At 64.8% G+C, this 19,628-nt stretch carries 16 protein-coding genes and 1 rRNA gene; 9 read left to right on the top strand and 8 right to left on the bottom strand.

Annotated elements, in window-relative coordinates:
- Positions 1 to 214: 214 nt before the first annotated feature.
- Positions 215 to 2,827, bottom strand: a complete 2,613-nt coding sequence (glgP, locus tag AC5Y21_RS01840) for an alpha-glucan family phosphorylase (protein WP_499908783.1) — start codon at positions 2,825 to 2,827, stop codon at positions 215 to 217.
- Between the two features lie 188 nt (positions 2,828 to 3,015).
- Here glgP and AC5Y21_RS01835 point away from each other — a divergent pair, with 188 nt between their 5' ends.
- Complete coding sequence (locus AC5Y21_RS01835; RefSeq protein WP_499908781.1) at positions 3,016 to 5,103, top strand: alpha-1,4-glucan--maltose-1-phosphate maltosyltransferase; 2,088 nt, start codon at positions 3,016 to 3,018, stop codon at positions 5,101 to 5,103.
- A gap of 6 nt (positions 5,104 to 5,109) precedes the next feature.
- Positions 5,110 to 7,305 (top strand): 1,4-alpha-glucan branching protein GlgB, encoded by a 2,196-nt coding sequence (glgB, locus tag AC5Y21_RS01830; protein ID WP_499908779.1) that lies wholly within the window; start codon positions 5,110 to 5,112, stop codon positions 7,303 to 7,305.
- 62 nt (positions 7,306 to 7,367) lie between these two features.
- Here glgB and AC5Y21_RS01825 read toward each other — a convergent pair whose 3' ends face one another.
- Positions 7,368 to 8,291 (bottom strand): tetratricopeptide repeat protein, encoded by a 924-nt coding sequence (locus AC5Y21_RS01825; RefSeq protein WP_499908777.1) that lies wholly within the window; start codon positions 8,289 to 8,291, stop codon positions 7,368 to 7,370.
- 182 nt (positions 8,292 to 8,473) lie between these two features.
- Complete coding sequence (locus AC5Y21_RS01820) at positions 8,474 to 9,655, bottom strand: acetyl-CoA C-acetyltransferase (protein ID WP_499908775.1); 1,182 nt, start codon at positions 9,653 to 9,655, stop codon at positions 8,474 to 8,476.
- Between the two features lie 78 nt (positions 9,656 to 9,733).
- Here AC5Y21_RS01820 and mce point away from each other — a divergent pair, with 78 nt between their 5' ends.
- Entirely contained in the window at positions 9,734 to 10,192 is a 459-nt protein-coding gene (gene mce, locus AC5Y21_RS01815) for a methylmalonyl-CoA epimerase (protein WP_499908773.1), read from the top strand.
- Here the strand turns inward: mce and AC5Y21_RS01810 are convergent.
- The gene (locus AC5Y21_RS01810) at positions 10,189 to 10,479 is read right to left on the bottom strand and encodes an Rv1322 family protein (protein WP_499908771.1); all 291 of its coding nucleotides are present in this window, start codon (positions 10,477 to 10,479) and stop codon (positions 10,189 to 10,191) included. The genes mce and AC5Y21_RS01810 overlap by 4 nt on opposite strands.
- Positions 10,480 to 10,503: 24 nt before the next feature.
- Positions 10,504 to 11,175 (bottom strand): endonuclease NucS, encoded by a 672-nt coding sequence (gene nucS, locus AC5Y21_RS01805; RefSeq protein ID WP_499908769.1) that lies wholly within the window; start codon positions 11,173 to 11,175, stop codon positions 10,504 to 10,506.
- 45 nt (positions 11,176 to 11,220) lie between these two features.
- Between nucS and AC5Y21_RS01800 the strand changes: the two genes are divergently transcribed.
- The 3 genes from AC5Y21_RS01800 to AC5Y21_RS01790 all read left to right on the top strand — a co-directional run bounded on the left by AC5Y21_RS01800 (position 11,221) and on the right by AC5Y21_RS01790 (position 13,801).
- Entirely contained in the window at positions 11,221 to 12,858 is a 1,638-nt protein-coding gene (locus tag AC5Y21_RS01800) for an adenylate/guanylate cyclase domain-containing protein (RefSeq protein WP_499908767.1), read from the top strand.
- A 187-nt stretch (positions 12,859 to 13,045) separates the two neighbouring features.
- Positions 13,046 to 13,537, top strand: coding sequence for a SpoIIAA family protein (locus AC5Y21_RS01795; RefSeq protein WP_499908765.1), 492 nt, complete (start codon positions 13,046 to 13,048; stop codon positions 13,535 to 13,537).
- A gap of 57 nt (positions 13,538 to 13,594) precedes the next feature.
- The gene (locus tag AC5Y21_RS01790; RefSeq protein WP_499908763.1) at positions 13,595 to 13,801 is read left to right on the top strand and encodes an FAD-dependent oxidoreductase; all 207 of its coding nucleotides are present in this window, start codon (positions 13,595 to 13,597) and stop codon (positions 13,799 to 13,801) included.
- Positions 13,802 to 13,819: 18 nt separating this feature from the next.
- On the opposite strand, the gene AC5Y21_RS01785 is transcribed toward AC5Y21_RS01790, so the two are convergent.
- Both AC5Y21_RS01785 and AC5Y21_RS01780 read right to left on the bottom strand, forming a co-directional pair.
- Positions 13,820 to 14,974, bottom strand: a complete 1,155-nt coding sequence (locus tag AC5Y21_RS01785) for an acyl-CoA dehydrogenase family protein (RefSeq protein WP_499908761.1) — start codon at positions 14,972 to 14,974, stop codon at positions 13,820 to 13,822.
- Positions 14,971 to 16,464: a carotenoid oxygenase family protein gene (locus AC5Y21_RS01780; protein WP_499908759.1), complete on the bottom strand. Its 1,494-nt coding sequence runs from the start codon at positions 16,462 to 16,464 to the stop codon at positions 14,971 to 14,973. Before AC5Y21_RS01780 ends, AC5Y21_RS01785 begins: the two co-directional genes overlap by 4 nt.
- 23 nt (positions 16,465 to 16,487) lie before the next feature.
- On the opposite strand from AC5Y21_RS01780, the gene AC5Y21_RS01775 reads away from it, so the two are divergent.
- From AC5Y21_RS01775 to AC5Y21_RS01765, 3 genes are all read left to right on the top strand, one after another.
- Positions 16,488 to 17,225, top strand: coding sequence for a FadR/GntR family transcriptional regulator (locus tag AC5Y21_RS01775; RefSeq protein ID WP_499908757.1), 738 nt, complete (start codon positions 16,488 to 16,490; stop codon positions 17,223 to 17,225).
- Positions 17,226 to 17,327: 102 nt separating this feature from the next.
- On the top strand, positions 17,328 to 18,821 hold the full coding sequence (locus AC5Y21_RS01770) for an AlkA N-terminal domain-containing protein (RefSeq protein WP_499908755.1): 1,494 nt from the start codon (positions 17,328 to 17,330) through the stop codon (positions 18,819 to 18,821).
- 19 nt (positions 18,822 to 18,840) lie between these two features.
- Positions 18,841 to 19,338 (top strand): methylated-DNA--[protein]-cysteine S-methyltransferase, encoded by a 498-nt coding sequence (locus tag AC5Y21_RS01765; RefSeq protein WP_499908753.1) that lies wholly within the window; start codon positions 18,841 to 18,843, stop codon positions 19,336 to 19,338.
- 81 nt (positions 19,339 to 19,419) lie between these two features.
- Here the strand turns inward: AC5Y21_RS01765 and rrf are convergent.
- Positions 19,420 to 19,533 (bottom strand): 5S ribosomal RNA (gene rrf, locus AC5Y21_RS01760).
- Positions 19,534 to 19,628: the final 95 nt, after the last annotated feature.

Raw genomic sequence — 19,628 nt, 5'->3', positions numbered from 1 at the left:
GTCGATACCCCTCTAGCCGTATTCGTCATGTGACTAGTTATCCCAGGTAGTTGACTCCAGTCGTTAGCTGCAGCCGCTGATTTCGCTCGGTACTACGTGGGCGTCAATGCGACCCCAGCAAACATCGCTCACCTGCTTCTGAGGCGGTGCGAATATGTCGGTGGGCATTGGCCGTGCCAGCAGTCCGCTGTATAGCCCGTTATCGTCGCGGTGACTAAGCCAGCGTGACCAGGCCGAGCTCGTTGCTGTTGGCAAGCATCGGATGGTTCGGCAGCACCCGCACTGTGTACCCGACCGCCCCGGCTACCGGCAGCGGCGTTGTCGTCGAGAAGACCTGGCTGCCTCCTTCGGCGCTGCCGGTGTACGACATCTCGACGGTGATCGGATCCACCAGCGCGTCGCCGGCATCCACCGTGCCCAACACCGCCTGCACCGTCACCTCGTCGGGAGCCAGGCCGGCCAGCTGCACCGTGGCGGTCAGGGTCAGCTTGGACCCCAGCAGCGGAGTGTCCGGCAGGCCGGTGCTGTCGACATCGGTGATGTTGATCTTCGGCCACGCTTCCTGCGCCCGCCGGCGATAGGCGGCGAGCTCTCGAGCCTCGGCGAACTCGGGTTCCCCTGCTTCGGCGCCGTCAGCGCCAAAAACCGTCCGGCGCAACGACTGCGCCGCCGGCAGATAGTAATGCTCGACGTAGTCGCGAACCATGCGCGACGCCAACACTTTTGGCCCAAGCGTCTGCAGGGTGTGCCGCACCATCTCGATCCATCGAGGCGGCACGCCGTCGTCGTCGCGTTCGTAGAACTTCGGCACCACCGCGTGTTCGAGTAGGTCGTACAGCGCGCTGGACTCCAGGTCGTCGCGACGCGTCTCGTCGACCACGCCGTTGGCAGACGGTATCTCCCAACCGTTTTCACCGTCGTACCACTCATCCCACCAGCCGTCGCGGATGGACAGGTTCAGCCCGCCGTTGAGCGCGCTCTTCATCCCCGAGGTGCCGCACGCTTCCAGCGGCCGCAGCGGGTTGTTCAGCCAGACGTCGCAGCCCCAATACAACAGCCGGGCCATCGACATGTCGTAGTTAGGCAGAAAGGCGATGCGGTGGCGCACCTGCGGCCGGTCGGCGAAGCGGACTATCTGCTGGATCAGCGCCTTGCCGCCGTCGTCGGCGGGATGGGACTTCCCCGCAACGATCAGCTGGATCGGCATGTCGTCGTTGAGCAGCAGCCGTTCCAGTCGATCCGGATCACGCAGCATCAGCGTCAGCCGCTTGTACGTCGGCACCCGCCGAGCGAATCCGACGGTGAGCACATTCGGATCGAATGCCGTTGCGATCCAACCCAGTTCGGCGTCCGACGCGCCCCGCTCCAGCCAAGACTGGCGCAGCCGCACCCGCACGTCGTCAACCAGCAGCGCGCGCAGCTGCGAGCGGATCCCCCACAGGTGACCGGGGTCGACCTGTTGCAACCGCAGCCAGACGCCGGGCTCAGCAAACGAGTCCGACCCCGCCAGTTCCCGACCCAGCTGCAACCACTGCGGCGCCGCCCAGGTGCGCGCATGTACGCCGTTGGTGATCGATCCGATCGGCACCTCGCCGGGGTCGAATCCCGCCCACAGCTCGCTGAACATGACCCGGCTGACGCGACCGTGCAGCAACGACACACCGTTGGCCCGCTGCGCCAGCCGCAGACCCATGTGGGCCATGTTGAATTTGGTCAGGTCGTCCTCCGACCCCAGGGCAAGGATTCGATCCGTTGACACCCCCGGCAACAGCGTGGGCGCGCCGTTACCGTCGTCGTCGAAGTAGCGCTGCACCATCTCGAGTGGGAACCGGTCGATGCCGGCGGGCACCGGTGTGTGAGTGGTGAACAGAGTGCTGGACCGGACGACCGTCAACGCGGTGTCGAAGTCCAATCCCGCCTCGGTGATCAGCTCACGGATCCGCTCCGCTCCAAGGAATCCGGCGTGGCCCTCGTTCATGTGGAATACCTCGGGCGCGGGCAGTCCTTCCAGGGCGGTGTAGGCGCGGATGGCCCGCACCCCACCGATACCGGCCAGAATCTCCTGCCGAATGCGATGCTCCTGGTCGCCGCCGTATAACCGGTCGGTGACGCTGCGCAGGTCGTGCTCGTTTTCCGGCACGTCGGAATCCAGCAGTAGCAAAGGCACGCGACCTACTTGCGCGACCCACACCCGGGCGCGCAGTTGCGCGTCGTCCGGCAGGCTCAGCTCGACCAGAACCGGATCGCCGCCGGCGTCGGTGAGCAGCCGCAGCGGGAGTCCTTGCGGGTCCAGCGCCGGGTAGGTCTCCTGTTGCCAACCATCCGCAGTCAGTGACTGCCGGAAGTACCCGGAGCGGTAGTAGAGACCTACCGCAATCAGCGGGACCCCCAAATCGGACGCGGACTTCAGGTGGTCGCCGGCCAAAATCCCAAGGCCGCCTGAGTAATTCGGCAACACCTCGGCAACGCCGAACTCCATCGAGAAGTACGCAATGCCCGTCGGCAGGGGTGACCCGGTTCCGCCATCCGCCTGCTGCTGATACCACAACGGACAGTTCAGGTAGTCGTCTAATTCGGCCGCCAGCGCGTCGAGCCGGCCGAGGAAGCCCTCGTCGAGCGCCAATTCGTCGAGCCGCGCGGGTTTGACCGCGCCCAGCAGCGCCACCGGATCGTGGCCGCAATTCAGCCACAGCTTCGAGTCGATGGTCGCGAACAGGTCCTGCGTCGGCTTGTCCCAAGACCATCGGAGGTTGGTGGACAACTGTTCGAGGGCAGCGAGCCGCTCGGGTAGGTGAGCACGGACCGTAAACCGGCGGAGGGCTTTCACCGTCATTAGCTTACTGAGAATCGACGCGTGTGCAGCGCGACTAAGCCACCATTTACCTGGGGGTGTGTGGCCGAACACTAGGGTGGGTATCGGGTAGGTATTGGGGCGCAACGAAGCTTCCCGGTGCAAGCAAATTCCCTGATGAGGGGAAATTCCCAACGACGCCCGACAGGCGAACGGAGTGATGGGTGCCCGGTCGTGTCGAGATCGATAACGTCCAGCCCGTCGTCTCGTGTGGCGCGTACCCCGCCAAGGCGGTGGTCGGCGAGGTGGTCCCGGTCAGCGCCGCGGTATGGCGGGAAGGTCACGAGGCGGTAGCGGCGACGCTGGTCGTGCGCTACCACGGGTTGCGCTATCCGCAAGGGGCCGAAGTGCGCCGGATCAAGGCGGTGCAGGCTCCCGAGGCAAGTGTTGAAGCCACCGCCACCGCGACGCCGCGGGTCAAGCCGCTGCTGATTCCCATGACCATGGGACAGGAGCCCTACGTGTTCCACGGTCAGTTCACTCCCGACAGCGTCGGCTTGTGGACTTTCCGGGTCGACGGCTGGGGTGACCCGATCCACACCTGGCGCCATGGTCTGGTGGCCAAGCTGGAAGCCGGCCAAGGCGAAAAGGAGCTGTCCAACGACCTGCTGATCGGTGCCGCGCTGTTCGAGCGTGCTGCGACCGGTGTGCCGCGCGCGCAGCGCTGGCCGCTGATGGAAGCCGCGGCGGCATTGCGGAAGCCCGGGGATCCGGTGACCCGCTCGGCGCCGGCGCTGGCATCCGACGTCGAGGAGATCCTGACCGACTATCCGCTGCGTGACCTGGTCACCCGAGGCGAGCAGTTCGGCGTCTGGGTGGATCGCCCGGCGGCCCGGTTCGGCGCGTGGTACGAGATTTTTCCCCGTTCGACGGGCGGGTGGGACGCCGACGGCAAACCGGTGCACGGTACCTTCGCCACCGCGGCCGCCGCGCTGCCCCGCATCGCCGAGATGGGTTTCGACGTGGTGTATCTGCCGCCAATCCATCCCATCGGCAAGGTGCACCGCAAGGGACGCAACAACAACCCCACCGCCGAGCCGGGAGACGTCGGATCGCCGTGGGCCATCGGTAGCGACGAGGGTGGGCACGACGCCGTTCATCCGGATCTGGGCACCATCGACGACTTCGACGACTTCGTCGCCGCAGCCCGCGACCTGGGTATGGAGGTGGCCCTGGACCTGGCCCTGCAATGCGCACCCGACCATCCCTGGGCCCGGGAGCACCGGCACTGGTTCACCGAGTTACCCGACGGCACCATCGCCTACGCCGAGAACCCACCGAAGAAATACCAGGACATCTACCCGCTCAATTTCGACAACGATCCCGCGGGCCTCTACGACGAAGTCCTACGCGTGGTTCGACACTGGGTTGACCACGGCGTCAAGTTCTTTCGCGTCGACAACCCGCACACCAAGCCGCCCGACTTCTGGGCCTGGCTGATCGGTCAGGTGAAAGCCACCGATCCCGATGTGCTCTTTCTGTCCGAAGCCTTCACGCCGCCGGCGCGCCAGTACGGGCTGGCCAAGCTCGGCTTCACGCAGTCCTACAGCTACTTCACCTGGCGGACCGCCAAATGGGAGCTCACCGAATTCGGCAACGACATCGCCGCGCTGGCCGACTACCGCCGGCCGAATCTGTTCGTCAACACCCCCGACATTCTGCACGCCGTGCTTCAGCACAACGGCCCGGGCATGTTCGCCATCCGTGCGGTGCTGGCGGCGACCATGAGTCCGGCGTGGGGAGTGTATTCCGGCTATGAACTCTTCGAACACCGCGCGGTGCGCGAAGGCAGCGAGGAATACCTGGACTCGGAGAAGTACGAACTACGCCCCCGCGATTTTGCCGGCGCGCTGGCCGAAGGCAAGTCGCTGGAGCCATTTATCAGTAGGCTCAACGCAATTCGCCGACTACATCCGGCACTGCAGCAGTTGCGCACCATCCACTTCCACGGCGTGGACAATGATGCATTGCTGGCTTACAGCAAGTTCGATCCGGTCACCGGCGACTGCGTGCTAGTGGTCGTGACCCTGAATTCTTTCGGGCCCGAAGAAGCGACGCTGTGGTTAGACATGGTGGCATTGGGTATGGAGCCCTACGACCGGTTCTGGGTGCGCGACGAGATAACCGGCGAGGAATACCAATGGGGACAGGCAAATTACATTCGTATCGACCCTGGGCGGGCAGTCGCCCACATCATCAACATGCCATCGGTTCCCGACGAATCCCGAGTCACGCTGCTGCGCAGGAGGTGAGGGAGCATGAGCAGGACTGACCAACTCCCCGGAACGCACCTGGCCCCCGAGCCGGCCGACCTGGCGCGGCTGGTGGCAGGCGCCCACCACAACCCGCATGGCATTCTGGGCGCCCACGAGTACGGCGACCACACCGTCATCCGGGCTTACCGACCGCACGCGGCCGACGTCGTCGCTGTCGTCGGTGACGACCGATTCCCGTTGCAGCACATCGAATCCGGCCTGTTCGCCGTGGCGCTGCCGTTCGTCGACCTCATCGACTACCGACTCGAAGTGCGCTATAGCGACTCCGACGTCTACACGATCGCCGATGCCTACCGCTTTCTGCCCACCCTGGGCGAGATCGACCTCCATCTGTTCGCCGAGGGCCGCCACGAACGCCTCTGGGAAGTTCTCGGCGCCCACCCCCGCTCGTTCAAGACGGCCGACGGCGTGGTCGACGGCGTCTCGTTCGCAGTGTGGGCGCCCAACGCCAAGGGCGTCAGCCTGGTTGGCGACTTCAACGGCTGGACCGGCAACGACGCGCCCATGCGGGTGCTGGGCTCATCCGGAGTCTGGGAGTTGTTCTGGCCCGGGTTCCCTGTCGGCGGCCTTTACAAGTTCCGGGTACACGGCGCCGACGGCGTCATCACCGATCGGGCCGATCCGTTCGCCTTCGGCACCGAGGTACCGCCGCAGACGGCATCGCGGGTGACGTCGAGCGACTACACCTGGGCCGACAACGACTGGATGGTGCGGCGCGCGCAACTCAATGCGGTGTTCGAGCCGATGAGCACCTACGAAGTCCACCTCGGCTCGTGGCGCCCCGGTCTCAGCTACCGCCAGCTTGCCCGCGAGCTGACCGAATATGTTGTGGCGCATCGGTTTACCCATGTCGAGCTGCTACCCGTCGCCGAACATCCGTTTGCCGGATCGTGGGGATATCAGGTCACCTCCTACTATGCGCCGACGTCGCGGTTCGGCACACCCGACGACTTCCGCGCGCTTGTCGACGCCCTGCATCAGGCCGGCATCGGCGTCATCGTGGATTGGGTGCCGGCACACTTTCCGAAGGACGCATGGGCGCTGGGCCGCTTCGACGGCACCCCGCTGTATGAGCACTCTGATCCCAAGCGCGGCGAGCAATTGGACTGGGGCACTTACGTGTTCGACTTCGGTCGACCGGAGGTGCGCAACTTCTTGGTGGCCAACGCCTTGTACTGGCTGGAAGAGTTTCACATCGACGGTCTGCGGGTGGATGCGGTGGCGTCGATGCTTTATCTCGACTACTCGCGGCCCGCGGACGGCTGGACCCCCAACGTCTACGGCGGGCGGGAGAACCTGGAAGCGGTGCAATTCCTGCAGGAGATGAACGCGACCGCCCACAAGGCGGCGCCGGGCATTGTTACCATCGCCGAGGAGTCAACGTCGTGGCCCGGGGTTACGCGCCCGACCAGCCTTGGCGGCCTTGGCTTCTCGATGAAGTGGAACATGGGCTGGATGCACGACACGCTGAACTACGTCAGCCACGACCCGGTGTACCGCAGTTACCACCACCACGAGATGACGTTCTCGATGCTGTACGCATTCAGCGAGAACTATGTGCTGCCACTCAGTCACGACGAGGTGGTGCACGGCAAAGGCACGCTGTGGGGGCGGATGCCGGGCAACAACCACGCCAAGGCGGCCGGTTTGCGCAGCCTGCTGGCCTACCAGTGGGCGCACCCCGGCAAGCAATTGCTGTTCATGGGCCAGGAATTCGGCCAGCGCGCCGAGTGGTCCGAACAGGGTGGTCTGGACTGGTGGCAACTCGACGAGCAGGGCTTCTCCAACGGTGTTCTGCGTCTGGTGCGCGACATCAACGACATCTACCGCGGCCACCCGGCGCTGTGGAGTCAGGACACCACCCCCGAGGGCTACTCCTGGATCGACGCCAACGATTCCGCCAACAACGTGCTGAGCTTCCTCCGATACGGCAGCGACAGCTCGGTGATGGCGTGCGTATTCAATTTCGCGGGTTCAGAGCACAGCGGCTACCGGCTCGGCCTGCCGCTCGCCGGCCGTTGGCGCGAGGTGCTCAACACCGACGCGACCGTGTACAACGGCTCCGGGATCGGAAACCTCGGCGGTGTCGAGGCCACCGACGACCCGTGGCATGGCCGTCCGGCATCGGCGGTACTGGTGCTGCCCCCGACGTCGGCTTTGTGGCTGGAGCCTGAGTAGCGCGAGCAGACGCAAAAGCCCCCTAAAACCATAGGTTTTGGGGGCTTTTGCGTCTGCTCACCCTAATAAAGTGCGTTGGCCAGGTTGCGGCGCCCGACGACGACTTCAGGGTCCGCGGGATCGAACAGCTCGAACAGCTCGATCAGCCGGGTCCGGACGACGGTCCGATCATCTCCAGATGTGCTGCGCACCAAGGTAATCAAACGATCGAACGCCGCGCTCACATCCTGATTGAGGATCTGTACGTCGGCCGCAGCTAGCGCGGATTCGACGTCGTTCGGCGCGGCGTCCGCGACCGCGACGGCGTCTGGACGTTGTTTGGTTGCGCGCGTAAGGAATTCGATCTGCCGGATCGCGGCCTTCGCTTCGACGCTGCCCGGATTGACATCGAGGATGGCCTGATATGACTGTCGGGCGGCTTCGAAGTCGCCGGCCTCAAGCTGTTGGCGGGCCTGCGCAACCTGCGGGTCGACTTCCGGTGCCTCCCCGGAACCACTTGCTCCCCTGAGCTTTCCGGCTGTCGCCGAGAGCAGAGAATCCAGCCAGCGCCGTAACTGATCGGCGGGCTGCGAACCCTGGAAACTTGAGACGGGCTGCCCAGCGGCCAACGCCACCACGGTCGGCACCGCCTCAATGCCGAATATCCGGGCCACCCTGGGTGCCACGTCGACGTTGACCGTCGCCAGTGACCACGTGCCATTGTCCTCAGCGGCCAGGCCGGACAACGCGTCAACCAGCTCTATGCACACATCGCTGCGCGGTGACCACAGCACCACCACAACCGGAACTTCGTCCGACCGGACCAGCACTTCGTCTTCGAAATTGGCTTCGGTGACCTCAGTGGTCTGCGGACCACCCGGTTGCGCTGACGATGCGCGGCCCGCAGGGCCAGTTGCCGAAGCGTTCTGTTGGGCTCGCTGCTTGAGACCCGACAGATCGACCGCACCGGCCATCGCAGGTCCGATAGAGGGTCGGGGACGCGTCACGTCATCAAGTTTGGCACGCCGCTTCGGTCATCGATCGATCCGGTCGCACCGACGACCGTACGGGACCAGGACCGGCACGAAATCGCTGCTTAACGGTGCTCGCGATCCACCAGCTATGACAGAAATCACACAGATTCCCGCGCGCTTAGCTGCAGCAAAGTTACCGGTCAGTTGTGGATTGTTTATCCGGCCCGCAGAATCAGCGCGTCACCTTGGCCACCGGCACCACACAGGGCCGCGACGCCGTAGCCCGATCCGCGCCGTGCCAACTCGAGCGCCACGTGCAGCGTGATTCTGGCCCCCGACATGCCGATCGGATGACCCACGGCAATTGCGCCGCCGTTGACGTTGACGATTTCGGGATCCACACCGAGTTCGCGCGTGGAGGCCAGCGCGACCGCCGCGAAGGCCTCGTTGATCTCCACGACATCGAGCTGCTCAACCGAGATTCCTTCGCGGTCGAGCGCCTTCTTTATCGCGTTGGCCGGCTGAGACTGCAGCGTCGAATCCGGTCCGGCGACTACGCCGTGTGAACCAATTTCGACGAGCCACTTCAGCCCCATTTCCTGGGCTTTTTCCTTGTTCATCACCACAACGGCGGCCGCCCCGTCGGAGATCTGGGAGGCCGAGCCGGCGGTGATGGTGCCGTCCTTGCGGAACGCGGGCTTGAGACCGGCCAACGACTCGGCGGTGGTGTTGGCGCGAATTCCCTCGTCTTCGGTGAACTGCAGCGGATCGCCCTTGCGCTGCGGGATATCCACCGGCACCACCTCGTCGTTGAAGACGCCGTCCTTCCACGCCGCGGCCGCTTTCTGGTGCGACCCGGCAGCGTATTCGTCCTGCTCCTGCCGGGTGAACTTGTCGACGTCGTTGCGCTGTTCGGTAAGCGCGCCCATCGGCTGGTCGGTGAACACGTCGTGTAGCCCGTCGTAGGCCATGTGATCCAAAACCGTGACGTCGCCGTACTTGTAGCCCGAGCGACTGTCCATCAACAGGTGCGGCGCCTTGGTCATGGACTCCTGGCCGCCGGCGACCACCACATCGAACTCTCCGGCGCGAATGAGCTGGTCAGCAAGCGCGATCGAGTCGATCCCGGACAGGCACATCTTGTTGATGGTCAGGGCCGGTACATCCCAGCCGATACCGGCCGCAACCGCTGCCTGCCGGGCCGGCATCTGACCGGCCCCGGCGGTCAAGACCTGGCCCATGATCACGTACTCCACCGCAGCGGCCGGCACCCGGGCCTTTTCCACCGCCGCGGCGATCGCGATGGCGCCCAGATCGCTGGCGCTGAAATCCTTCAGGGAGCCCATCAATTTCCCTATCGGGGTGCGGGCTCCAGCAACGATCACCGACGTCGTCATTAGTACCTCCTAAAGGGCCTGGGAAGCCCGATTCGACCTACCGGAGAAGCGCAATCTCAATCGCCAGGTTACCGTTGTGTGATGACGACCGATCAAGTTGACGCCCGTCAGGTATTGGCCGCCTCGTTGGTGACAGGCCTCGATCATGTCGGCATCGCGGTCGCCGACCTGGACGCTTCGATCGAGTGGTACAACGACCACCTCGGCATGATCCTGGTCCATGAGGAAGTCAACGACGACCAGGGCATCCGCGAGGCGATGCTGTCGGTGCCCGGCACCACGGCGCAAATCCAGTTGATGGCCCCGCTCAACGAGTCGTCGGTGATAGCAAAGTTCTTGGACAAGCGCGGACCGGGCATCCAGCAGCTGGCTTGCCGGGTCAGCGATCTGGACGCGCTGTGCGGGCGACTGCGGTCCCAGGGCGTACGGCTGGTCTACGAATCGGCCAGGCGCGGTACGGCGAATTCACGGATCAACTTCATCCATCCCAAAGACGCCGGCGGGGTGCTGATCGAGTTGGTCGAGCCGGCGAGCTAAGACCACTTTCGGGTAGGGCCGCGGTTGGCGCGGTTCTTCCAGCACGGGGTGTGCCAGTGCCGCCGATCCTCGGCTCCGGCCACCACTGAGTCAGTCGGCCACACCACCACATGCGCAGTGCCGGAACGAATCTCATGATCGCATCCGGGACACCGATAGGTCTTGACGGCACGGGCCGCGGCGATCGGTCGCACTTCGTACTCGTAGCCGTCGGGACCGGTTTCCACTCGGCGCAGCCCAGCCGATAGCGGTGGCTGCCCGCGTGGCGGTTTACGGCGCCGGGCCATTCGGCCAGCTTAGTCGCACAAACGTCAGAACAGCCGGTACTCGTCGCTGTCCATTCCGCGCATCTGATCGTAATCCAGTGTCAGGCAACGGATCCCGCGGTCAACAGCCAGAGTGCGAGCCTGCGGCTTGATCTGCTGGGCGGCGAACACCCCCTTGACCGGCGCGAGAACACTGTCGCGATTGAGCAATTCGAGATACCGGGTGAGCTGCTCGACGCCGTCAATCTCGCCGCGCCGCTTGATCTCGACTGCGACACAGCCACCGTGCTCGTCGCGGCACAACAGGTCGACGGGCCCGATCGCGGTCATGTATTCCCGGCGGACCAGCGTGTATCCCTCGCCCAGCAGGTGCACGTGCTCGGCCAGCAACGCTTGCAGGTGGGCTTCCACGCCGTCTTTGACCAGTCCCGGGTCCACACCCAGGTCGTGGCTGGAATCATGCTCGATCTGCTCGACGGTGATCCGCAGCTGCTCGCCCGCCTTGTTGGTGACTACCCACACCGGCGCGGCCTCGCCGGGCTCTTCGGTCACCCAGCACGGCGGGCTCATCCAGTTCAACGGCTTATAGGCGCGGTCGTCGGCGTGCACGCTGACCGACCCGTCGGCCTTGAACAGCAACAACCTGCGGGCTGAGGGCAGGTGCGCGGTGAGCCGGCCAACGTAGTCGACGGTGCATTGAGCGATCACTAGACGCACCCGACTCACCTTAGAGCGTGGTCAACGAATTAGGCTGGCGCCACCATGTCCGGCAAGAAGGCCACCAACAAAAGCGTTGGGCAACGCTTGGGCCGGGTGCTCGAGACGCTGACTCGGCAGAGCGGCCGACTGCCCGATACCCCTGCGTACGGCTCTTGGCTGCTCGGGCGGGTGTCAGAGAGCCAACAGCGCCGGCGGGTACGCATCCAGGTCATCATGACCGTCCTCATCGTGGCGGCAAATCTCATTGGTATCGCCGCCAACATCCTGTTGGTGACGGTCGCCATTCCCCAACCGAGCGTGTTCCACGACGCACCCAAGTGGCTCACGTTCGGCGTCGTGCCGGGCTACATCACCTTTGCGTTGGCGGTGGGCGCGTATTGGATTACCCGACGAACGGTGATTGCGCTGCGCTGGGCGATCGAAGAACGCACACCGACCCACGACGACGAGCTCAACACCTTCGTGGCCGCGTGGCGTGTTGCGCTCGGCGACCTCGTCTTGTGGGGCATTGGCGCAGTGCTGCTGACCACGCTCTACGGAACGATCAATCACCAGTTCATCCCACGGTTCCTGATCACGGTCGCGTTCTGCGGCCTGATGGTCTCCACCGGCAGCTACCTGCTCACCGAGTTCGCGTTGCGCCCAGTGGCCGCCCAGGCGCTGCAGGCGGGGCCACCGCCTCGGCGCCTGGAGCAGGGCATCATGGGCCGAACCATGATGGTGTGGCTGATGGGTTCGGGCGTTCCCACCGTCGGCATTGCCCTGCTCGCCATTTTCCAGATCACGATGCGGAATCTGACCGAGACCGAGTTCGCGGTCGGAGTGCTGATCGTGGCCGCGGCGACATTGATATTCGGCTTCATCCTGATGTGGATCATGGCCTGGCTGACGGCGACCCCGGTGCGGGTGGTCCGTGCGGCGCTCCGGCGCGTCGAGCGCGGCGATCTCCGCGGGGACCTGGTGGTATTCGACGGGACCGAGCTCGGCGAGCTGCAGCGCGGCTTCAACGCGATGGTCGACGGCCTGCGCGAACGCGAACGCGTGCGCGACCTGTTCGGCCGGCACGTCGGGCGAGAGGTCGCCGCCGCCGCCGAACGCGAGCGACCGAAACTGGGTGGCGAAGAACGTCACGTCGCGGTGGTATTCATCGACATCATCGGCTCCACCAAGCTGGTGACCAGCCAACCTCCAGGCGATGTGGTCAAGCTGCTGAATCGGTTCTTCACGATCATCGTCGAAGAGGTCGACCGCCATTGTGGTCTGGTCAACAAATTCGAAGGCGACGCCTCACTGGCCATCTTCGGCGCGCCGAATACGCTGGACAGCCCCGAAGATGCGGCACTGGCCGCCGCACGCGCCATGGCCAACCGATTGTGCGAGGAAATGCCCGACTGCCAGGCCGGCATCGGCGTGGCGGCCGGACAGGTCGTCGCCGGCAATGTGGGGACCAAAGAGCGGTTTGAGTACACCGTGATCGGGGAGCCGGTCAACGAGGCGGCCCGGTTGTGCGAACTGGCCAAATCGCGCCCCGGCAAATTGCTGGCTTCGTCGCAGACGCTGGAGGGCGCGAGCGAAAGTGAGTGCGAGCATTGGTCGTTGGGCAGGCATGTGAAGCTTCGGGGCCACGATCAGCGCACCCAGCTGGCGTCGCCCATCGAGCCGGCCAAGCCACGCAAATAGCCGAGGGTCTGCGGCCGTAGGTCCGGATCGTCGTGCGGGTACGTGGCCCGATCGCGCCGACTCGACTACCATAGCCCTATGCAATAGTTGCCTTAGGAAGTGGAGATAGGGTCGTCCATTTCTGCGGCCGCGACGTGCTGAGAACGGAAAGGTACGTCGATGTCACCATCGGTATTGGAGAAGCGTTGTGCTGAAAGAACTTATGGGCTTGCCAGTCGACATTCAGGCCCTCGAAGCCGTGGGGACGGTAACGACAGACGATTACGAGCGCGCCTTCGCGCCGCTGGTGTATCAGGCGCGACGAACAGGAAGCCGACTGCGGCTGCTTTACCAATTCGGTCCGGGCTTCGAACGCATCACTGCGGGTGCGCTGTGGGCGGATGCCCGACTTGGAGCGGGTTACGTGCGGTTGCTCGATGGCTGCGCTGTCGTGAGTGACATCGCGTGGATCCGCGAGACCACCCGCGGCATCGGCGCGTGGATGCCCTGTCCGGTGCGCGTGTATCACAACGACGAACGTGACGACGCCATCGCGTGGCTCAGAGGCGTGCCCCAAGGTGTTGACGTGTCAGCCCGGGACATCACCAAGGCTTACGTCGGTGGATCAGCCGCCGCGGTCGGAACCCTAGGTCGCCTTGTCGTCTCCAAGGGCACGGCGAACTGGCACAAGACTGGCTGATCGAGGCTATCTGCTGGATCGCAACGGCTCACACGGGTCTGGGGAGGGAAGGGGCAAATGAAGGCGTACCGCCTGACCTGCGGCACATACGCGCATCTGCCACCGAGCCGATTCACCCAGTTCCGCCGATCGTTGCCACACCGTCATGGCCGTGTGCACTTCGCCGGCGCCGAACGCAGCAGCTGGCCAATCCACATGGAAGGCGCCGTGGAAAGCGGCGAACAAGCAGCACCGTCCGTCTCCGCAACCGGACGACTCAACTGACCACGGGCGCCGCAGCTCTCAGTATGACCTGGGCAGTCCGAGGCTGTGTTGGGCGATGTGATTGAGAACCATTGCGCGTGTGATCGGCACGGTCTTGAACAGCCGCACGAACTCATACATGTTGGCCAGAGCCACTTCTCGGGTGAATCCGCTACCTCCATGGACCTCGATTGCCTGGTCGACGCAACGTGTCGCGGCCTCTGCCGCCAAGAATTTCGCCATATTGCTCGCCTCTGCGGCATCTGCGCCGGAGTCGACACCGGCCGCAGCGTGCCGCGTCATCAGCCGGGCGGCTTCGAGCGCGATCTTGGCTTCGGCCAATGGATGCGCGACACCCTGGTGGGCGCCGATCGGCACCGTCCACACGCATCGTTCACGCGCGTACGCGACGGCCTTGTCCATCGCGTATCGGGCGACGCCATTGCAGATCGACGCGATGATCACCCGCTCAGGGTTCATCCCGTCGAATGCGACGCGAAGGCCGTTGCCCTCACCGCCGATGATGCGATCGCGGCTCACCGCAACGTTGTCGAAGAAGACGGTGAACGACTTGTCGGTGATCTCGAAGGTCATCGGAATGCGGTGCATGTCAATGCCGGGTGCCTCGCGATCTACCATTAATAACGAAAGCTGCGCTCTGCCTTGGGAATCGGTGCCGGTGCGAGCGACCACGAGCACCGCGTCAGCTTGGTCGATCGCGGTGATGAAGGTCTTCTGTCCGGTGATGTAGTACGTGTCACCGTCGCGTCTGGCGGTGGTGGTGATGTGATGGGAGTTCGACCCCGCGTCGGGTTCGGTAATCGCAAAAGCGATCTTGCACGTTCCGGCCGCCATGGGCCGCAGCCAGCGCTCCTTCTGCTCATCGGTGGCGTGGCGGGCCAGCAGACTGCCGACGATTCCCGGGGAGATCATCAGCATGATCTCCGGGCACCCTGCCGCGGCCGCTTCCTCGGCGACGATGCTCAAGGCGGTCAATCCCATTCCGCCGCCGCCGTATTCCTCGGCCAGGTTCACTCCGACAAATCCGCCGGCGGCCAGCGCGTTCCACAGTTCGGTGGGATGCTCCAGTGTCTCGCTGCAGCGAGTGAAGTAGTCGTTGCCGAACTTCGCCACGATTCCATATACCGATGTGCGCAGCTCGGCCTCTTCGGCTGCGCTAAGCGCCGCGGTCATCGAAAGTCCATCCAGTGTCCATGCGGAGTGAAACCCAGCAGGAACGGGATTTCGATGCGGCACACCGGCCCGGCAGTGATGTCGTAGGTGTCGAATATTACATATTCGCCGAGGTTTTCGGTCCAGCGCGACACCGGCACCATCAGGTACCCGTCACCTTCTGCAGCGTCCGGTGTTCGTGGCACGAAGGTCGGTTCCATAACCAGCGAAGGGCGCTCGTGACGCAGGCGGTAGTCCTGCTCACTGCCCGTGTCCAGGTCCCGCACGACCAGGCTGTGCATCCGCATTCCGTTGCCTTTGGCGTCGCCACCGATCAGGTATCCCCAGCGGTGGCCCCGGCCGTAATACCGTTCGTCGACCTTCGGCAGCTCGCACGGACGGTCGCTGAGCAACTCGGACTTCACTGCTCCGGTGTTCAGGTCCACCGTCCAGCGGCCAAGCGTGCTGCGGGCCAGGTTGAAGAACAGCGCGACATCGTCGCCCTCGAATCGGTCGATGTCCAGCGGGAATGGTGGACGCTCAAAGACCGGTGCGTCGAGCGTGAGCGTGTCGCCGGCAGCACCGGCCGACAGGGTATGCATGACGTATTGCGGCTCAATTTCAGCGGTGATCCAGCGGATTTCACCGTCGGCGATGTCGTCGCGCGGAACCAGCGCGAGCATGATCGGAAGTTCAGGATTCCAACCCTGCACCGATTGGCCACCTGCGACACGGTTGGGATCGAACGCAAAGCCCTGGAACGGCAACACAATCCAGTCCGGCGTTAACCACATGTCGTGCACTTCGGAGCAATACGGCGCGTCGGACAGCGCGCGAGACAGCACAGCCCCGTCGGGCCGCACAACATGGATGGTCACGTAGGGGGCGCGGTTCGCATACGACCAGCCATACAACGTTCCGGTCGCGGTGTCCCACTTGGGATGTGCGGTAAACGCCGCGTCGCCGAAGCCGGCTGGTTCGAAGATGCCGCGCGACAATTGTGGCGACCAGCCCACGATGCCGCGGGTTTCAAGCGTCATCGGGTCCAATGCCACCGGCGGGCTGCCCTGCTCGCCGGAGGCCAGAATCTCCCCACCGAACGGAAAGCAGTTGATGTTGTTGGTGCCCTGGGGCACTCCACGGGTCAACTCGTCGTGCAGCGCCGGACCGAATCCGATGTTGCGCCAATCGGTCCACTGACCGTCGGCCCAGCAGAACATGGCGCGCCCGTGTCGTTCCTCGAGCAGAAACTTCGGAGTGCGAATCCAGCGGTTTCGGAAATCTGCCCGGCCGTTGTCGAACGTGAGCCCCTGAACCATCCCGTCCATGGCCAGCAGGCCGTTGCCGCCTTGCCGCGTAGGGCGTTTGAATGTCGGCCCAACGCGATAAAACCCGCCGGACAGCTCTGGCGGGATCTCACCGAACGTCGTCACGCAGTCCTCGACGGTCGCTTCGAAACGCATCGGCCGGAAAGCGCCGCTCAGAACCGCGGCGGGCGGAATGGTCACCATGCGGACATAGTATACTAAGTATTATGACGACCGCCAGGCCCGCCCGGGCGCCCGAAATCGTGGCCGGCGCTCTGCGCCGAAGAATCCTGAGCGGCGAACTGGCGGCGGGAGAATCGTTGCCCGCCGAAGCCGACCTCATCGCCCAGCTCGGCGTCAGCCGCGAAACGGTACGTCTGGCGCTGCGGCTCCTTGGCGCCGAAGGTCTGACCGAAACCAGTCAAGGTCGCAGCGGTGTGCGCATCCGCCATCCAGAACCCGAACGGGTGGCCCGGTCGCTGGTGCAGCTGCTCACGCTGACCGGCGCAACCTGGGGCGACTTGTTGGAGTTCCGGCGCATGCTCGAACCCGCCGCCGTCGCGCATGTTGCCCAACGTGCCAGCGCAGCAGAGCGGACGGCGATCGCCACCGTCGCGCAAGGCGGTATAGCGCCCGACGGGGCCGGGTATCACGAATTCCACGACATGGTCGCGCGGGCGAGCGGCAACCCCATCCTGATCACTGTTCTCGCCGCCATCGAGCAGGCGGTGCGGTGGGCGGCGGCCACACAGGACATCAGCCAATACGACCGGGAGGAGGCCGCAAAATCGCATCGTGCGATCGCCACGGCCATCACCGAACGAAATCCACGCCAGGCCGAGCAGCGGATGCGACGGCACCTGGACGCCGCCCTGCGCCACGTCGAAGCATCCGGGTTGCGCTGCGAGCCGATGATTCCACCGTCGCGCTGGAGAGGCGGGGACACCGACCTGCCATGGCGCTAACGCCGGCAGCTACGACTTCACAGCTGCGACGGTTACCACCGGCCCGACATTGATGTCGTTTTTCCGCCAGTTTTGTCGGTGGGTGGGTGTAACTGTGGAAGCGTGCATGAAGATTTCGAACGCTGCTACCGGGCCGTCCAGTCCAAGGACGCACGGTTCGACGGTTGGTTTGTCATCGCCGTGCTGACGACCCGGATCTACTGCCGTCCCAGTTGCCCGGTGCGGCCGCCGTTCGCCCGCAATGTACGGTTCCTGCCGACCGCGGCGGCCGCGCAACGGGAGGGCTTCCGGGCCTGCAAGCGGTGCCGTCCCGACGCATCGCCGGGTTCGCCCGAATGGAACGTGCGCGGCGACGTGGTTGCGCGGGCGATGCGGCTCATCGCCGACGGCACGGTAGACCGCGAGGGCGTCGGCGGCCTCGCGACCCGCGTCGGCTACACCACGCGCCAGCTGGAGCGGCTTCTGCAGGCCGAGGTCGGTGCCGGCCCGCTCGCGCTGGCCCGTGCACAACGGACGCAGACCGCCCGGGTATTGATCGAGACCACCGACCTGGCGTTCGGCGACGTCGCATTCGCCGCTGGGTTTTCCAGCATCCGGCAGTTCAACGACACGGTGCGTCTGGTCTTCGAAAACACGCCGTCGGCGTTGCGCAAGCGCGCTGCCACCAGTTTCGGGACTTTGAAAGCCGGAGCCGCGTCGCCGGGAGCCCTGTCGGTTCGACTGCCGGTGCGCACCCCGTTCGCCTATGACGGCGTCTTCGGTCACCTGGCCGCCGGCGCCGTGCCCGGTTGCGAGGAGGTCCGCGACGGTGCTTACCGGCGCAGCCTGCGGCTTCCCTGCGGCAACGCGGTGGTCACCCTGACCCCGGCCGTCGATCATGTCGGCTGCCAGCTGGTGCTCGACGACTTCCGCGACCTCACCACCGCGATTGCCCGGTGCCGACGACTGCTGGACCTCGACGCCGACCCCGAAGCGGTCGTCGAAGCGCTCAGCGCTGACCTGGACCTGGCTCCTGTGGTGGCCAAGGCGCCCGGACAACGCATCCCCCGCACCGTCGACGAGACGGAACTCGCCCTGCGTGCGGTGCTGGGGCAGCAGGTGTCGACCAAAGCCGCGCGAACCCACCTGGCCAGACTGGTCGCCGCCTACGGGCAGCCGGTCCACGATCCCGCGGGCACGTTGACCCATACCTTCCCGTCGGTCGAACAGCTTGCCGACATCGATCCCGTCCATCTGGCCGTCCCCAAGGCCCGGCAACGAACGGTGAGCGCCCTGGTCGCCGGACTTGCCGATGGAAGCGTCGTCGTGGACGCCGGGTGCGACTGGGACAGGGCACGGGAGCAACTGCTGAACCTTCCGGGCGTCGGGCCCTGGACGGCGGAGGTGATCGCGATGCGCGGCCTGGGCGACCCAGACGCCTTCCCGGCCGGCGACCTCGGCCTTAAGCTGGCGGCCGAGCAGTTGGGCCTGCCCACCGCGCAACGAACGCTGATCGAGCACAGCGCGCGCTGGCGGCCCTGGCGCTCCTACGCCGCCCAGCATCTGTGGACCACCCTCGAGCATCCGGTAAACCGATGGCCAGTAGAAGGCCACTGAAACCCCAAGGGGAAATTGCATGATTCACTACCGCACCATCGAGAGCCCAATCGGGCCGTTGACCCTGGCCGGCCGTGGCTCTGTACTGACGAATCTGAGGATGGTCGACCAGACCTATGAACCGAGCCGCGCCGACTGGGCGCTCGATCATGGCGCGTTCGCGGAAGCGGTCGAGCAACTCGAGGCCTATTTCGCCGGCGAGCTCACCGAATTCGATATCGAAATGGACATGCGCGGCAGCGAATTCCAGCGTCGGGTCTGGCAGGCGCTGATGACCATCCCGTACGGCCAGACGCGCTCCTACGGAGCAATCGCCACGCAGATCGGCGCACCCGGTGCCGCACGCGCGGTCGGACTGGCCAACGGCCACAATCCCATCGCGATTATCGTTCCGTGCCATCGGGTAATCGGCGCCAGCGGAAAACTCACCGGCTACGGCGGCGGGCTCGACCGGAAGCAGACACTGCTGGACTTGGAGAAGAGCCGGGCGCCGGCGGAACTGACGCTGTTCGAGTAGGCATACGCCGCGAGCGCCACGCTCGCGATGCCTACAATTAAAAGCAAAAACACCCCCTTTGCAGGGGGTGTTTTTGTATATGTTCGGCGGTGTCCTACTTTTCCACCCGAATTGGGCAGTATCATCGGCGCTGACAGGCTTAGCTTCCGGGTTCGGGATGGGACCGGGCGTTTCCCTATCGCTGTGGCCGCCGTAACTCTATTACTTTACCTCTATTGTGTTGGTTGTATTGATGGGGGGTGTGGTGCCGCGACAATTGTCGTGGGTACCGATTAGTGGTTGCGATGTGT

The organism is Mycobacterium sp. NGS41, from assembly GCF_059812725.1.
Note: the sequence above shows the minus strand (reverse complement) of the source record. Positions and strands in the feature narration are given on the sequence as shown.

Bases quoted from the DNA above. Each gene is read 5' to 3' on its own strand.
- AC5Y21_RS01820 (WP_499908775.1), bottom strand. From the start codon at position 9,655: ATGACGACGTCGGTGATCGTTGCTGGAGCCCGCACCCCGATAGGGAAA.
- AC5Y21_RS01790 (WP_499908763.1), top strand. From the start codon at position 13,595: ATGAAGGCGTACCGCCTGACCTGCGGCACATACGCGCATCTGCCACCG.
- AC5Y21_RS01810 (WP_499908771.1), bottom strand. From the start codon at position 10,479: ATGGCCCGGCGCCGTAAACCGCCACGCGGGCAGCCACCGCTATCGGCT.
- AC5Y21_RS01800 (WP_499908767.1), top strand. From the start codon at position 11,221: ATGTCCGGCAAGAAGGCCACCAACAAAAGCGTTGGGCAACGCTTGGGC.
- glgB (WP_499908779.1), top strand. From the start codon at position 5,110: ATGAGCAGGACTGACCAACTCCCCGGAACGCACCTGGCCCCCGAGCCG.
- AC5Y21_RS01780 (WP_499908759.1), bottom strand. From the start codon at position 16,464: ATGGTGACCATTCCGCCCGCCGCGGTTCTGAGCGGCGCTTTCCGGCCG.
- AC5Y21_RS01775 (WP_499908757.1), top strand. From the start codon at position 16,488: ATGACGACCGCCAGGCCCGCCCGGGCGCCCGAAATCGTGGCCGGCGCT.
- AC5Y21_RS01765 (WP_499908753.1), top strand. From the start codon at position 18,841: ATGATTCACTACCGCACCATCGAGAGCCCAATCGGGCCGTTGACCCTG.
- AC5Y21_RS01785 (WP_499908761.1), bottom strand. From the start codon at position 14,974: ATGACCGCGGCGCTTAGCGCAGCCGAAGAGGCCGAGCTGCGCACATCG.